The sequence below is a fragment of the Actinoallomurus acanthiterrae genome, from assembly GCF_054775715.1.
The window spans coordinates 6,990,822-7,003,052 of sequence record NZ_BAAHCO010000001.1 but is presented as its reverse complement, the minus strand read 5'-3'; the positions used below and the strand labels follow the sequence as shown (position 1 = coordinate 7,003,052).

The 12,231-nt window shown below is 65.4% G+C and carries 14 protein-coding genes and 2 pseudogenes; 9 read left to right on the top strand and 7 right to left on the bottom strand.

Going from position 1 to position 12,231, the window contains the following annotated elements:
• Nucleotides 1-21: 21 nt before the first annotated feature.
• From ACYVF7_RS33020 to ACYVF7_RS33000, 5 genes and pseudogenes are all read left to right on the top strand, one after another.
• Nucleotides 22-114 (top strand): annotated as a pseudogene (locus ACYVF7_RS33020) (sigma factor-like helix-turn-helix DNA-binding protein); the annotation flags it as partial.
• Entirely contained in the window at nucleotides 103-582 is a 480-nt protein-coding gene (locus ACYVF7_RS33015; protein WP_460348415.1) for a nuclear transport factor 2 family protein, read from the top strand. The pseudogene ACYVF7_RS33020 and the gene ACYVF7_RS33015, both read left to right, overlap by 12 nt.
• Before the next feature lie 447 nt (nucleotides 583-1,029).
• Nucleotides 1,030-1,704: a DUF2182 domain-containing protein gene (locus ACYVF7_RS33010; protein WP_460348413.1), complete on the top strand. Its 675-nt coding sequence runs from the start codon at nucleotides 1,030-1,032 to the stop codon at nucleotides 1,702-1,704.
• Nucleotides 1,676-2,065, top strand: a complete 390-nt coding sequence (locus ACYVF7_RS33005) for a DUF899 family protein (protein ID WP_460348411.1) — start codon at nucleotides 1,676-1,678, stop codon at nucleotides 2,063-2,065. The genes ACYVF7_RS33010 and ACYVF7_RS33005 overlap by 29 nt, the downstream gene beginning before the upstream one ends.
• Entirely contained in the window at nucleotides 2,043-2,594 is a 552-nt protein-coding gene (locus ACYVF7_RS33000; protein WP_460358650.1) for a hypothetical protein, read from the top strand. Before ACYVF7_RS33005 ends, ACYVF7_RS33000 begins: the two co-directional genes overlap by 23 nt.
• Here ACYVF7_RS33000 and ACYVF7_RS32995 read toward each other — a convergent pair.
• From ACYVF7_RS32995 to ACYVF7_RS32980, 4 genes and pseudogenes are all read right to left on the bottom strand, one after another.
• Nucleotides 2,503-2,859 (bottom strand): annotated as a pseudogene (locus tag ACYVF7_RS32995) (transposase family protein); the annotation flags it as partial. The gene ACYVF7_RS33000 and the pseudogene ACYVF7_RS32995 sit on opposite strands and share 92 nt — an antisense overlap.
• Nucleotides 2,860-3,565: 706 nt before the next feature.
• Complete coding sequence (locus ACYVF7_RS32990; RefSeq protein WP_460348409.1) at nucleotides 3,566-3,772, bottom strand: SbtR family transcriptional regulator; 207 nt, start codon at nucleotides 3,770-3,772, stop codon at nucleotides 3,566-3,568.
• 393 nt (nucleotides 3,773-4,165) lie between these two features.
• The gene (locus tag ACYVF7_RS32985; RefSeq protein WP_460348407.1) at nucleotides 4,166-4,888 is read right to left on the bottom strand and encodes an RNA polymerase subunit sigma-70; all 723 of its coding nucleotides are present in this window, start codon (nucleotides 4,886-4,888) and stop codon (nucleotides 4,166-4,168) included.
• A gap of 3 nt (nucleotides 4,889-4,891) precedes the next feature.
• Entirely contained in the window at nucleotides 4,892-5,170 is a 279-nt protein-coding gene (locus ACYVF7_RS32980) for a sigma factor (protein WP_460348405.1), read from the bottom strand.
• Between the two features lie 176 nt (nucleotides 5,171-5,346).
• Here ACYVF7_RS32980 and ACYVF7_RS32975 point away from each other — a divergent pair, with 176 nt between their 5' ends.
• The 4 genes from ACYVF7_RS32975 (at nucleotide 5,347) to ACYVF7_RS32960 (ending at nucleotide 9,354) form a co-directional block, all read left to right on the top strand.
• Nucleotides 5,347-5,655 carry a hypothetical protein gene (locus tag ACYVF7_RS32975; RefSeq protein WP_460348403.1) on the top strand — a complete coding sequence of 103 codons (309 nt, stop codon included), beginning with the start codon at nucleotides 5,347-5,349 and terminating at the stop codon, nucleotides 5,653-5,655.
• Between the two features lie 188 nt (nucleotides 5,656-5,843).
• On the top strand, nucleotides 5,844-7,283 hold the full coding sequence (locus ACYVF7_RS32970) for an MFS transporter (protein WP_460358241.1): 1,440 nt from the start codon (nucleotides 5,844-5,846) through the stop codon (nucleotides 7,281-7,283).
• A 622-nt stretch (nucleotides 7,284-7,905) separates the two neighbouring features.
• On the top strand, nucleotides 7,906-8,148 hold the full coding sequence (locus ACYVF7_RS32965) for a hypothetical protein (protein ID WP_460348401.1): 243 nt from the start codon (nucleotides 7,906-7,908) through the stop codon (nucleotides 8,146-8,148).
• A gap of 159 nt (nucleotides 8,149-8,307) precedes the next feature.
• On the top strand, nucleotides 8,308-9,354 hold the full coding sequence (locus ACYVF7_RS32960; RefSeq protein ID WP_460348399.1) for an AraC-like ligand-binding domain-containing protein: 1,047 nt from the start codon (nucleotides 8,308-8,310) through the stop codon (nucleotides 9,352-9,354).
• Between the two features lie 124 nt (nucleotides 9,355-9,478).
• Here ACYVF7_RS32960 and ACYVF7_RS32955 read toward each other — a convergent pair whose 3' ends face one another.
• From ACYVF7_RS32955 to ACYVF7_RS32945, 3 genes are all read right to left on the bottom strand, one after another.
• Nucleotides 9,479-9,649, bottom strand: coding sequence for a helix-turn-helix domain-containing protein (locus ACYVF7_RS32955; RefSeq protein WP_460348398.1), 171 nt, complete (start codon nucleotides 9,647-9,649; stop codon nucleotides 9,479-9,481).
• Nucleotides 9,650-10,044: 395 nt separating this feature from the next.
• Nucleotides 10,045-10,527 (bottom strand): hypothetical protein, encoded by a 483-nt coding sequence (locus tag ACYVF7_RS32950; protein WP_460348396.1) that lies wholly within the window; start codon nucleotides 10,525-10,527, stop codon nucleotides 10,045-10,047.
• A 905-nt stretch (nucleotides 10,528-11,432) separates the two neighbouring features.
• Nucleotides 11,433-11,933 (bottom strand): tyrosine-type recombinase/integrase, encoded by a 501-nt coding sequence (locus ACYVF7_RS32945; protein WP_460348394.1) that lies wholly within the window; start codon nucleotides 11,931-11,933, stop codon nucleotides 11,433-11,435.
• Nucleotides 11,934-12,231: the final 298 nt, after the last annotated feature.

The window sequence follows — 12,231 nt, the reverse complement described above, 5'->3', positions numbered from 1 at the left end:
CCAGCATCTCCGGCCCGCCAGCGGGCGGTGCTGATCCTCCGCGACGTGCTCGGCTTCTCCGGCGCCGAGGTCGCCGCGGCGCTTCAGACGACCCCGGCGTCCGTGTACAGCGCGCTGCAGCGCGCCCACGAAACCGTCGATCAGCATCTCCCCGAGCTCAGTCAGCAGGCGACACTCCGGGCACTCGGTGACACGCGGCTGCGAGAGATCGTCGACGGCTACGTTCAGGCGTGGGAGCGGCACGACGTCGGCGCGATCGTGGCCATGCTGACCGACAGCGCGACGATCGCGATGCCTCCGACCGCGACGTGGTGCGGTGGGCGCGAGGCGGTCGCGGCATCCCTGGCAGCGAGGCCGCTGGGCGGCAGCCTGACGTGGCGGCTGACCCCGACCCGCGCGAGCGGCCAGCTCGCCGCCCGGGCCTACCTCTGGGACCCCGCAGCCGACAGGTTCCGGCCGCACCACACCGCGGTGCTCACGCTGAACGGCGAGCTGATCGAGGAGATCAACACCTTCCTCGAGCCATGGGCGCTGACATTGCACACTCCGGAGGGTGACAGCTGCCGACTCGGCCGATCCTGACCACCTGCCTGCGGGTCGCGAACAGCTTGACGACGAGCTCGCCGACGTCCCGGGAGCTGAGGTCCGGCAGCTGGGTGGGAGGGGAGGTGCGGTACGCCGCGCTGCATGCGGCAGCGCAGTGGATGGCCGCAATCGCGGCCGGGTGGGATCGGCGGCTGGCGAACATCAAACGCGTCGCCGAGGCGGCAGAGCGGGATTCGCGTTAGCGGCCGAATTTGGAGATCGACCCGCCGGCTTGGGACGGCGCGAAAGAACGGCTATTCGCCGGCGGGGGTCGCCGGTGACAGGACAACCGGACGGGAAGCGAACGGACTCGATCGATGGAGGAGCCGATGGAGCGATCAGGCGCTGTACGGACGCGAAGCCGCACTCGCGCTCCCGGCGCCAGGACGAGCGGCGGGACGACGGCGACGGTGGCCGCTATGACGGCGACCAGGGCTCGCCGCCGTGTCCTGGGTCGTCGCGGTCTGGCAGATGAACGGGATGGACATGGGCGTTGCGACCCGGCTCGGTCCGTTCGCGTCCTTCATCGCCCTGTGGGTGTCGATGATGGCGGCGATGATGCTGCCGAGCGCGGCTCCGGCAGTGTTGAGACGCGCTCATGCCAGTGGTCGCGTGCTCGCCGTGCCGCTGTTCGTCGGGTCGTACCTTGCCGTGTGGACACTTGTGGGCATCGCTGTCTATGCGTTGTACCGGCCGCACGGATCCTTCACCGCCGGCGTGATTGCGATCGCGGCGGGGGTGTTCGAGTTCTCGCCGGTCAAGCGGCACTTCCGCCGATACTGCCGCGAGAGCGTCCGCTCTGGATTGGAGTTCGGGCTGCATTGCGTCGGCTCGTGCATCGGACTGATGCTGGTGGCGCTGGGCGTCATGAGCGTCATATGGATGTCCGTGGTAGCCGTCCTCATCCTCGCCCAGAAGCTCCTGCCCGTGAAAGCCGCCGTCGATGTGCCACTGGCGCTGGCGATCGTCGGACTCGGAATCCTGATATGCGTCGCGCCCTCGTCGATTCCCGGCCTCACGCCGTCGACGCGAGACGTCATCGGCGACAGGGAACGCCCAATTGCTATCACGACAACAAGGAGAGGAAACAATGACCAGTCACAAGATCGGAGCACGTGAAGAGTGGCTTGCGGCCAGGCTCGAGCTGCTTGAGGCCGAGAAGGCACTGACGCGGCGCAGCGACGAACTGGCGCGGTGGAGGCAGGAACTGCCCTGGGTCCGCATCGACAAGGAGTACCGCTCCGAGACCGACGAAGGCCCGGCATCCCTCACGGATCTGTTCGCGGGTACCTGGGCGACGCTGAGCGCGTCGGTGGTATCGGTCTTGCGGCCTCCGCCGGTGGTCAGCAGCCGGGCCCGCACCGACAGCGTCGCCGGCACATCGACCACGTGTTCACGCCCTGCACCGCACCGACCTGCGCGTCGTCGCCCCCGAAGACCAGACGACCATCTTGCGGTTGCTGTCCGAACGCCGCGATGACCTGGCCTACGAACGCGCCCGGCTCCTCAACCGGCTGCACGGGTTCCTGCGGGACCGCATCCCCGGCGGCGCACCCACCGGCCTGTCCGCCGACAAGGCCGCCGCGCTGCTCCGGACGGTCCGCCCGACCACCGCCACCCAGGCATGCCGCCGGGACCCGGCCCGCGATCTCTTGGCCGACCTGCGACGCATCGACCAGCGGCTCAAAGACAACGAAGCCCAGACCCGCGATGCCCTGGCCGCCACCGGCAGCACGTTCACCCAAATCCACGGCCTCCGCACCGCCCTAGCCGCCAAGATCCTCAGCCACGTCGGTGACATCGCGAAGAACGACGGGTTGCTCTACGTGGTGCTCGACGGAACGCTGATCCCGATGGACCGAGTTGCAGGTTCATCCCGTGTTTCTCGTGTTGCCGGAGTAGAACGGCCGGTCGGCCTTCTCGGGTCTGTAGGACGTGGATGGCCTTGGCGAGGTGGCCGGCCCGGTGGGGGCAGCAGCGAAGCTTGGTCAAGATCTTCCAGGTCTTGAGTTGCGTGTTCGCTCGTTCGCCGGGTCCGCGGAGCTTGGCGTGGGAGCGGTTGGCGGCTTTCTGGGACTCGGGCTTGCCTCGGCCCTTGTACAGGGTCTCGATGTGCTGACCTGCGCTGATCTAGCCCTTGCAGGCCAAGACGATGAGGCCGGCGCGCTTCAGCTCGCCGATGATGCCCCAGAGCCGGGCGGCTTTCAGGTCATGCACCGCGCCGGGCAAAGGCTCAGACACCCACACGATCGCGCCGTCCGGACCGGCGATTACCACCGGCCGCGGCCAACCGCTGCGCGATGCCACGTCCGAGACCATTCGCGCCTTCGACGGCGAACTGGCGCTGTGGCCAGGCTTGCGTCTACTTCATCAGCTCACCGAAGGTTCCGGCGTTGACGACAAACCGGCGCTGCCCAACCAGGTGACCGGAGGCATCGACGACGACCGCGGTGAGGGAGAGTTGGTGCGGTCGATCCCGATGATGATCACAGACAGGCTCCACGGTGGCCGGGCAGGGACGGCCGTGGAGAGCGCCCTGTGAGACCAGCGCGTAGTGGAAACCCTCAGTGCAGGAGGTCATCGTATTCGGGTGTCTGCTCGCTGGCCCAAGCGGCGGCGTTGACAAGTTTTGAGGAGATCGTCGATGTCGACCTCTCCGGGTGCGGCGCCGTCGGATTGGATGTGGGTGAGCAATGCGGCTCCGGCGGCGCGCATGGTTTCCTAGCAGGCGGTCGGGGCGGTGCTGGTTCCTAGGACGGGCTCGCCGGCCATCTGAATCGCGACCGGTCGCGCATGGCGGTTGCGTGTCTGGCCATGGCCCGCAGCCACATCCGCAGGGCGTTTCAGCAGGTCGCGTCCGTTGCCGATGGGTGTAGCTCGTTTTGAGGGACTGCTTGACCTGGGCCGTTGAGGGTCTGGTCGTGGGAGACGTTGTCTTCGGCCGCTCATGATGGCGCGGGGTGAGGAACGCCCGTGTTGATCAGGGCGAGGAGAGGGCGATCTGTTGGGCCTGTTCGCTGGCCCAGGCGATGGCGTTGGTGAGCAAGAGGAGATCCGCTATGTCGAGCTCCGCGGGTGCGTTGCCCTCGCGTTGAGCACGGGCGAGTAGCGCAGCTCCGGCGGTGCGGATCGCTTCGTGGCGGGCGGCCAGGGCGGTACCGGTCTCCTGGGTGGGCTGCGCGATCATCTGGGCCGCGACCAGAACCCCGCATGGCGGTCGCGTGGAGGGCCACGATGCGTAGCGATGGCGAATGGCTGAGCGGTGGCTCTGCCATTCGCTGACTATCAGACCCACAAGTAGCGGCCGCCCATCCTGCCCTTGTTGATGCCAAGCGGGCGGGTGAGCGCAACGGCGATTCTCTTCCTGGTCACCTCCTCTCAAGTTTGCGTGGGAGATGCCTGGCTTAGCCCGCTGACCGGGCTCAACCAGGCTTGCTTGAGCGGGTAAATGGGATGGCTATGGCTCGGTTCGATGGCCAGATTCACGCAAGGCAACATGCTCCGAGGTGCGCCGCCGACCTACGACCCTCGCAAAAACGTGTTGTGTCTCGGTGTTGAGCATGTTCGGGGAGTTCGTTGGTCAGCCAGGAAGTGATCGTGGTAGCCCGAACCATGGAAGCACGCTGTTGTCGAAGCACGTGATGGCACAGATCTGGTCGCCGGTAAGAGTGAGGACAAGCATGCCGGTCCCGCGGCGGATCCCGCTGGAGGGCATGCGCAAGTAGGCGCCGAATGCCGGCTGGCCATTCGCTCGGGTCGGGACGAAGTCATATGTCCGACCTCGGCGGATGATGCTTGAGTAAAAGCGTGCCACAGTGTCGCGGCCTTGGTATTCGAGTGGGATCGGTGGCACCGAGACGCGGACATCGTTGGTGAGCAGGGCGACGAGTGCGTTGATGTCGCCGGACTCGTAGGCTTGGACGAACTTCGCCGCGAGGGCCCTTTCGGCGGGTGAGTCCGGTGGGGGAGGCGGTTCGCGATTGCTAGCTGACAGGCGGCGTTGCAGGTTGGCGCGGGCTCGTTTGAGGGCGCCGGCAACCGATTCGACGGTCGTGTCGAGCATGTCCGCGACCTCATTGGCGTGATAGCCGAGGACGTCGCGCAGGATGAGCACGGCGCGTTGGCGAGCCGGCAGAATCTGCAGTGCGGTCACGAAGGCCAGGGAGATGGATTCGGTCTGTTCGTAGCGGGCTTCCGGGCTGAGCGGTACGTTGATCCCGCCCTCCAGAAGGGCGTCGGGAAAAGGCTCGAGCCATACGACTTCGCCGAGCCGCGTCGGCTCGGGCGGTTCAACCTCGGGCATGTCCTACTCCTTGGCTGGGCGTCGGCTGGCCAAGCGAAGCGCGTCGAGGCACCGATTGGTGGCCATTCGGTAGCGCCATGCACGGATCAAGACCCGTCCCCCGAACCCTCCGAGGCCTTGCCAGGCGGCCAATAGCGTGTCCTGGACCGCGTCCTCGGCGTCCTGGAGCGCCCGGAGCATCCGGTAGCAGTGCACATGCACCTCCTGGCGGTACGGCTCGGGCAGCTCACGAAACGCGTCGCCGTCCCGGGCCCGCGCCCTGGCGATCAGCTCGGTCCTCACTGCTCGCACCCCGCGTCACGTCTATCGTCCTCCTGGTCCATCTTCATGGACTGACACCGGCCAGGCCACGAACTGGGCGGTCGACGAGCGCCCAATTTCCCGACGTCGCCGGGTCTACTTCATAGACAGTCCGGACGATCCGGGAGTCGCGACCCAGAAAGAGGAGCCGTACCGGTATGACGATCGCAGGCAGAGCGGTTCTGGCGACCGGAGCCAACCGCGGCACCAGGAGGGCGCTGGTGGAGCAGGTGTTGAGCAGAGGTGCGAAGCGGGTGTACGCCGGTGCGCGCCGGCCCCTGGCCCACCCAGATGAGCGCGTCACGCCACTGACCCTCGACGTTATCGACAAGGCGCAAATTCACGCAGCATTTTCGTGCCACTGGCTATCATCTGTGGTCACCGCGGATCCGTCGAGTCAGACGCTAGATTATCGGCAGGATAACTGGCGTCTCGCCTTCATCATTCCGACATTGGCCGCAGTATAGTTCGCCAGGTCGGCGACGGCGGTTGGCATCCGCATAGCGTTCACGGCGCAATTCGTAACGTAGTAAAGAGTCGAGGCTGGAACGCTCAGGCGCTGCGTTCGGTGAAGTGGGTTGGCCTTGATTCGCATTCATGGTTCGTCTCTTTGATTACATCATAAAATACCTCGGGAGATCCCTTGCCTACCGATGTGATCCCGCCTGTTGTCCACAGGGGCTGGACGCTCGTCCTCGCCTCGCTCGGTGTCTTCATGACCGCGCTCGACACGCTCGTCGTCGCGAACTCCCTGCCCGCTCTTCGGGAAAGCCTGAACGCCAATCTCAGCGACCTCGAATGGACGGTGAACGCCTACAATCTGGCGTTCGCGGTTGCCCTGCTGACTGGCGCTGCCCTCGGCGACCGGTATGGGCGCAAACGAATGTACGTGATCGGCCTTGGCGGATTCACGATCGCCTCCGCTGCGGCGGCGTTGTCGCCAAGTGTGGGCGCGCTCATCACCGCACGCGGTGTGCAGGGCGCAGCGGCCGCCATTGTGATGCCGATGACACTGACCTTGATCAGCGAGGCGTTCCCAGCCGAGAAACGAGGTGCCGCGATCGGATTGTGGGGTGGCATTACCGGCTTGGCGGTCGCGTTGGGGCCTGTGGTGGGTGGTGCGATCGTCGGCGGCATCAGCTGGCATTGGATCTTCTGGCTCAACGTGCCCGTCGGCGTCACGCTGATTCCGCTCGCCGCGTCGCAGCTGACCGAAAGCCATGGTCCCCGATCACAACTCGACATCCCCGGACTGCTCTTGGCAGGCGCCGGATTCCTGGGCATCACCTGGGGACTGATCCGCGCAGGCGACATTGGCTGGGGAAACGCCGAAACGATCAGCGCGCTCCTGCTCGGTGGTGCGCTCGTGGCGACGTTCCTCGGGTGGGAACGGCGAACCACGACGCCAATGCTGTCATCGGAGCTGTTCCGTTCCCGTGGGTTCAACGCCGCCAACGGCGTCAGCTTCCTCATGTACGCGTCGCTGTTCGGTGTGCTGTTCCTGATGATGCAGTTTCTGCAGACGGCGCTCGGCTACTCGCCGCTGGCCGCAGGCCTGCGCACCCTGCCGTGGACCGGTGCGCCCATGCTGGTAGCTCCGCTCGCCGGCGCGCTTGCGGACAGGTTCGGCAACAAACCATTCATGCTCCTCGGATTGGCACTGCAAGCCATCGGGCTGGGCTGGATCGCGGCCATCGCCGAACCGGGCATGGGTTACACCGAACTCGCCGTGGCGCTCGGCGTCGCGGGCGTCGGGATCTCCCTGTGCTTCCCGACTGTCGCCAACGCCGTCGTGGGATCGGTCTCGCCCCTGGAAGTCGGTATCGCGTCCGGCACCAATAGCTCCCTCCGCGAAATCGGAGGGGTGTTCGGCATCGCGATCCTCGCCACCGTTTTCGCCCACCCCGGCGTCTACGCCTCATCCAGTACGTTCATCGACCACTTCAAGACCGCGGTCTGGGTCGGCGCCGCGTTCTCGGCAATCGGCATCGTCGCCGCAGCAGCCCTTCCGGGGCGCAGCCACCCCGAACCCGGGCTCGACTCGCCCGCACACGGCGACATCCCCCTCGCCGTTAGCGGCGAGGAGGCCGCATGATAATCCGCGACCTCGATCGAGCGCCGCGCAATCCGCGGACGCCCACGGCTCTGAGCAGAGCTGAAGTGGCTGGTCTTCGCCGATTGCAACTTTCACAATCCGTCTCGGTCGTGAGCCGATCGGGAACCACGGACACGCAGCGAAAGGGGACGGTTATGAGTAACGTGCTTGACCAGCATGAGCCACAGGTTCTCCGCCTGGTCGACCGCAGGGTGGTGGTGAGCAGCGGAGCTGCCATCAACGATTCACCGGTCGGCGGAAGGTACGCCGGGTCCAAGGTCACGCAGCAGCTCATCGCGGGATACGCCCTTGACGAGGCGCGCCGTGCCGAGCGGGACATTGCCGTCATGGCGGAAATGCCCAGGACGACTCCGCCCGCGGACATGGGCAGGCGCAGGAGTTCGGCCGTAGGAGACGCGCGGCCACCAGGCCGAAGAAGCGCACCTGAGGCAGTTGGGGGAACCATCGCTCCCCGAGATGGCCGGCGGTCGCGGAACGGGGTCCGGCAGGGTGCCGAAGACATCGAAATCGCCGTGCAGAAGGCCGGCAGGGTGGTAACGGTCCTGTCCGAGCCAGCCGGTCACGAGGCGCTGTGATGCAGCACCGGCGAGGAGCACCACCCTTGGCATGGCGGATCCGCACCGGCATCCTTGACACCGCCCAGCGAATCGAGGCGTCCCGGCTCGACCAGGCCACCCCCAACTGGCTGGTGCTGTGGAGCTATGAACACCGTCTCTTCCGAGCCTGGCCACGATGGCCCGCACCCGCCGGGCTCATCCTCACCGACACCGACCCTGCCCGGCTGCGGGCGGCGATGCACGCCTACGAAACCCAACACACTGCCGCGAACCGGCCTGGCCCATGAACGGCCGCAGTGGCGAGGCGATCGCCGCCTACGTCCGCTGGCGCAACGCCCGCGCTAAGCCCAAACGCGACCTCGCTCCCGAATCATCCAATCGCACCTGGACCGGTTACACGATCACGTTGCATGACGCGGCACTAGATTCCGAGGGCAGGTAAAGGCATGCTGGCTGAGGCTGTGTTCAATAGCGATGAATTTCCGGCGAAGGAACGGTTCGAGGCCTGGCGTAACTTCTTGATGCGTACATGTGCACCCATGGCGCTAGCGAGTAAGTGCGCTGCGGACTTCGAGGCTCAAAAGCGGGTTATCGAAGTAGGCGCTGCGGTCATATGGCCGACGACGTTCCAGCAATTGAATGTCGCGCGAACGCTCGATCTGATCCGCCAGTCCGATCCCGAGACATATCATGTCTCTCTTGTGCTGAAAGGGGAGGTGGGAGTTGCGTGGGAACGACAGGAGACTTTGTACACTGCATTTGATTTCCATACCAGCGACTCATCGCGGCCGCACGAGATTTGGACTGGCCAAGGGCCGATCTCGTCCGTGGGTGTCGATATCCCCAAGGCATTGCTGCCCTTGCCTAGGAGCAAGGTCGATCAGGTGATCGGGCGGCCCATGTCGGGACGGGAGGGCATCGGCGCTCTGCTGGCCCAGTTCATCACCCAGGTCGCTGCGGACTCCGCCCACTATCAGCCTGCCGACGGTCCGCGCCTGGCCACCGTCCTCGTCGATCTGGTAGCGACCCTGTTCGCCCACACCCTGGCAGCCGAAGCCTCCTTGGCCCCGGAAACCCGCACGCGGGCGCTGACGCTGAGCATCAAGTCCTTCATCCAGCGGAATCTACACAATCCCGACCTAAGTCCAAGCCATATCGCAGCCGCGCACCACATCTCACGTAGTTATCTGTACCGGCTCTTCCAGGCCGAAGCCGATACCGTGACCTCCTACATCCGTCGCAAGCGATTGGAAGGCGCCCGCCGCGACCTCTCCAACCCTGCCCTGACGGCCACTCCCATCCACGTCATCGCCACCCGCTGGGGCTTCACCCACGCGGCCGACTTCACGCGCGCATTCCGGGCCGCTTACAACATCCCGCCAAGAGACCACCGTATCTTTGCGATGCGATCCGTCGCGACCCCAGGGGACGAGACTGCTAAGGAAAATCGTTCGACACCTCTCTGTGTCAAGCCGCTGAGATCAGAGAGGTAACCGAGTCTCGGATCATGGTCTGGTAGACGAAGTCCCCATCTCTGGTGACGGTGCGTGTCGTGACCGGGGTTTGTGCCCTGAGCGGCGATCTTGACGGGTTGTCGAAGCCGGTCGAGATCGCCGCTCAGGGGGCCTCCAGCGTCATAAAGTCATGGGGCGAAGTGCGAGGATGCGGGATGAAGCTGGCCACCGCCCGTTTGATAATCGGGCAGAGCAGGTCCCAGCGGTGGCTGACCGTGGACTGGCTCACACCGAAGGTCGCACCCACCATCTCCTGGGGGATGTTCTTGCGCATGAGACAGACGACCATCATGATCGACCGGAACACACCCAGCGCCGCTGGGCGTCTGCCTTCCTTTCTCCGGGGCCCGCACAACTGCGCGCAGCGCGAGACCAGCAGAACGCGTTTCACCCGCCGGCGGGCCCGTGAGAACATCGAGATCCAACCGTCCACCTCCCCTTCGTATTTTCGCTTCTGCAACGAAAATCAAAGGGTGTGGGCTGTTACTATGCCTGCGTTTTTAAGTAATCCACCAAGATTCGTGGAAGCCGTGGACAAAATAGCCCCGACGACCTTCAAGCTACCGAACCAAGCAGGCGCTCTTGAATTAGCCTCCAGGTCCGCCCGCAAGATCACGATCTACAGCTGGAGTATCTTGTGGCCTCGATTGCGCCGCGCACCCACCTATGTCAGACGGAAATGAAGTTCCACTTTGTGTAATTGCCGGCGTTGTAATAGCAGGAGGACCAGGTGTCGCTGGAGGCGTAGTGGCCCATGTAACAGCCGTTAAGGATGATCTTGCCGTAGCCGACGCCGCTGTAGGTAAGCTTCTTGTAACCGCTTGCACCGCTGCAGGGGATGAGCACGGTGGTAGACGCGAACGACGTATTGGCGGTCGAGGTCACTCCCAGGCAGTACTGTGCGGGTCCGGTGTTTCCCGCCATGATGACGTTTGAACCCGGGAACCACTTCTGAGATCCGCTGGACGAGCTGCACGTCACCATCTTGATCGCCGATGGCATGGTTGTGAGTGAGTACTGAGCGCACTTTCCGGTTGCGGCGTTCTTCAGAAGGTAGTACGGTGCGGCGGAGGCGGAATTAGCGCCGACCGCGATCTGCGTGCCGGCCGTTACCGCAATGGCGGCGAGGCCGATGCCGATCTTGCTTTTCATGGCGATTCCCTTCGTTACGGTTCGGACGCATGGACGGGAACGCGAACAGCCGTCGATTCCTCTCAATCGAGGCTGCAGTATGAAGCTCCATGACACGAGTCCGATGCGATTTCCGTGTAGCTCCAAGGATCCCCGTCAGCTAGATCGGTGTCTTTAGCGCTGAGTCCACAACGTGCTTAGCATCCTGTGCACCGCGCTGCGGACGACCATGGCTTCGGCGTAGTCGCATGATCATGTGAGTCCCAGGAGGGCGAGCGGGCGTGTGGGTGCTGGAAACTCGGCGACCCGATGCGACCTGGGAGTATTCGTTTATCAGACCACCGAGTCGGTCTCGTCGGATGACTTTGATGTCGGCGCCGATGGGGTCAGGTAACGGGCTGAGCGGGCTGGCCTGGTTCAGTGCGCGGTGTGGCCGGTAGGCGTTGAAGTGGTCCTCGTACTCGGTGAGAACTGGCGCTACGACCGCTTTACCTGATCTTCGTCCGTCTTCTCGGCTGGCTTGCCCAGCTGGCGCGGTCGGACGCCTCCAAGCATGCGGAGATTTTGGTGTTGCGGCATCAGCTGGCGGTGTTGTTCGTCAGGTCGCACGTCCGCGGCCGTCGTGGGTCGATGGGGCCGTGATCGCAGCGCTGGCGCGATTGCTGCCCGATCCCGGCGGATCGGGCTGTTCGTCACACCTGGCACGGTGCTTCGCTGGCAGCCCGACCTGGTGAAGCGGCGCTGGACCTACAAACGCACCCACCCCGGTCGACCGCCGGCGCGCCCCACGATCCGCGAACTGGTGTTGCAGATGGCGGCTGAGAATCGGCCCGTCGGGAACAACGGAACGCTCATTGGCGATAGCGCGGGCCGCACAGTAGGGAGATAGCGCCAACCATCGTTTCGGTGTTTCTGTCGGCTGCAGGTCAGCGGCGGCGGTCCGGGTCGCGTTGCTGCTGCCAGCGCGATAGGGCCTCGGCCGAGACACGGGCGTAGCGGGCGAGGCTGGCGACGTTGGTGTGCCCGGAGAAGGCCAGCAGGGTGGAGGCGTTCGCGCCGTCCTCGGCCGCGTGTGTCAAGGCGCTGTGGCGGAGCTGGTGCAGCGTCCACGGCCCGTCCGGGCACGTCGCGGTCGCCGCGGTGAACAGCTCGGTGGCCCGCCGGTACGACAACCGCGCCCGCTCCGTCTCCGGGCACAGGTCGGCGGCGGCGAGCTGAACGCGCGCTTTGCGGCCGGTGAGGAACAGCGGGCCACGCGTGCGGCCGCCGGTCAGGCGGGGCAGTAGGCGGGCGGTTCCGGTCCGCCAGACGATGACATCGATGGCGTTGCCCTTGCGGCGGACCTTCGCGGATCGGTTGCGCAGGTTCAGATCCTCGACGTCGAGGGCGAGGACCTCCGACGTCCGGGCGGCGGTCTCGTACAACATCCGGGCCAGGACTTCAGCCGCAACTCGAGGTCTTCCCTGGCCAGGAAGTCCTCGACGTCGGCGCGGGAGATGGCGCGGGTGAGGTCGGGGGGCGCGGCCGCGGCGGCGTAGCCGACGGGTCGGGTCGGCGATGATCCAGCCCTGGTCGATCCAGTAGCGGGCGGCGGCGCGCAGGGCGTCGAGGTTGCGGTTCTAGGTCGCGGGCGCTCGGTTCGCCCACCGGGCGGTGAACCAGTCGGTGAGCCGCTCGACGCTGGTCTCGGTGTCCGGAGAAGGAGGGTGACAGCTCGGCGGCCAG

Bases quoted from the DNA above. Each gene is read 5' to 3' on its own strand.
- ACYVF7_RS33005 (WP_460348411.1), top strand. From the start codon at position 1,676: ATGACCAGTCACAAGATCGGAGCACGTGAAGAGTGGCTTGCGGCCAGG.
- ACYVF7_RS32990 (WP_460348409.1), bottom strand. From the start codon at position 3,772: ATGATCGCGCAGCCCACCCAGGAGACCGGTACCGCCCTGGCCGCCCGC.
- ACYVF7_RS32985 (WP_460348407.1), bottom strand. From the start codon at position 4,888: ATGCCCGAGGTTGAACCGCCCGAGCCGACGCGGCTCGGCGAAGTCGTA.
- ACYVF7_RS32975 (WP_460348403.1), top strand. From the start codon at position 5,347: ATGACGATCGCAGGCAGAGCGGTTCTGGCGACCGGAGCCAACCGCGGC.
- ACYVF7_RS32960 (WP_460348399.1), top strand. From the start codon at position 8,308: ATGCTGGCTGAGGCTGTGTTCAATAGCGATGAATTTCCGGCGAAGGAA.
- ACYVF7_RS32955 (WP_460348398.1), bottom strand. From the start codon at position 9,649: ATGCGCAAGAACATCCCCCAGGAGATGGTGGGTGCGACCTTCGGTGTG.
- ACYVF7_RS32950 (WP_460348396.1), bottom strand. From the start codon at position 10,527: ATGAAAAGCAAGATCGGCATCGGCCTCGCCGCCATTGCGGTAACGGCC.
- ACYVF7_RS32945 (WP_460348394.1), bottom strand. From the start codon at position 11,933: ATGTTGTACGAGACCGCCGCCCGGACGTCGGAGGTCCTCGCCCTCGAC.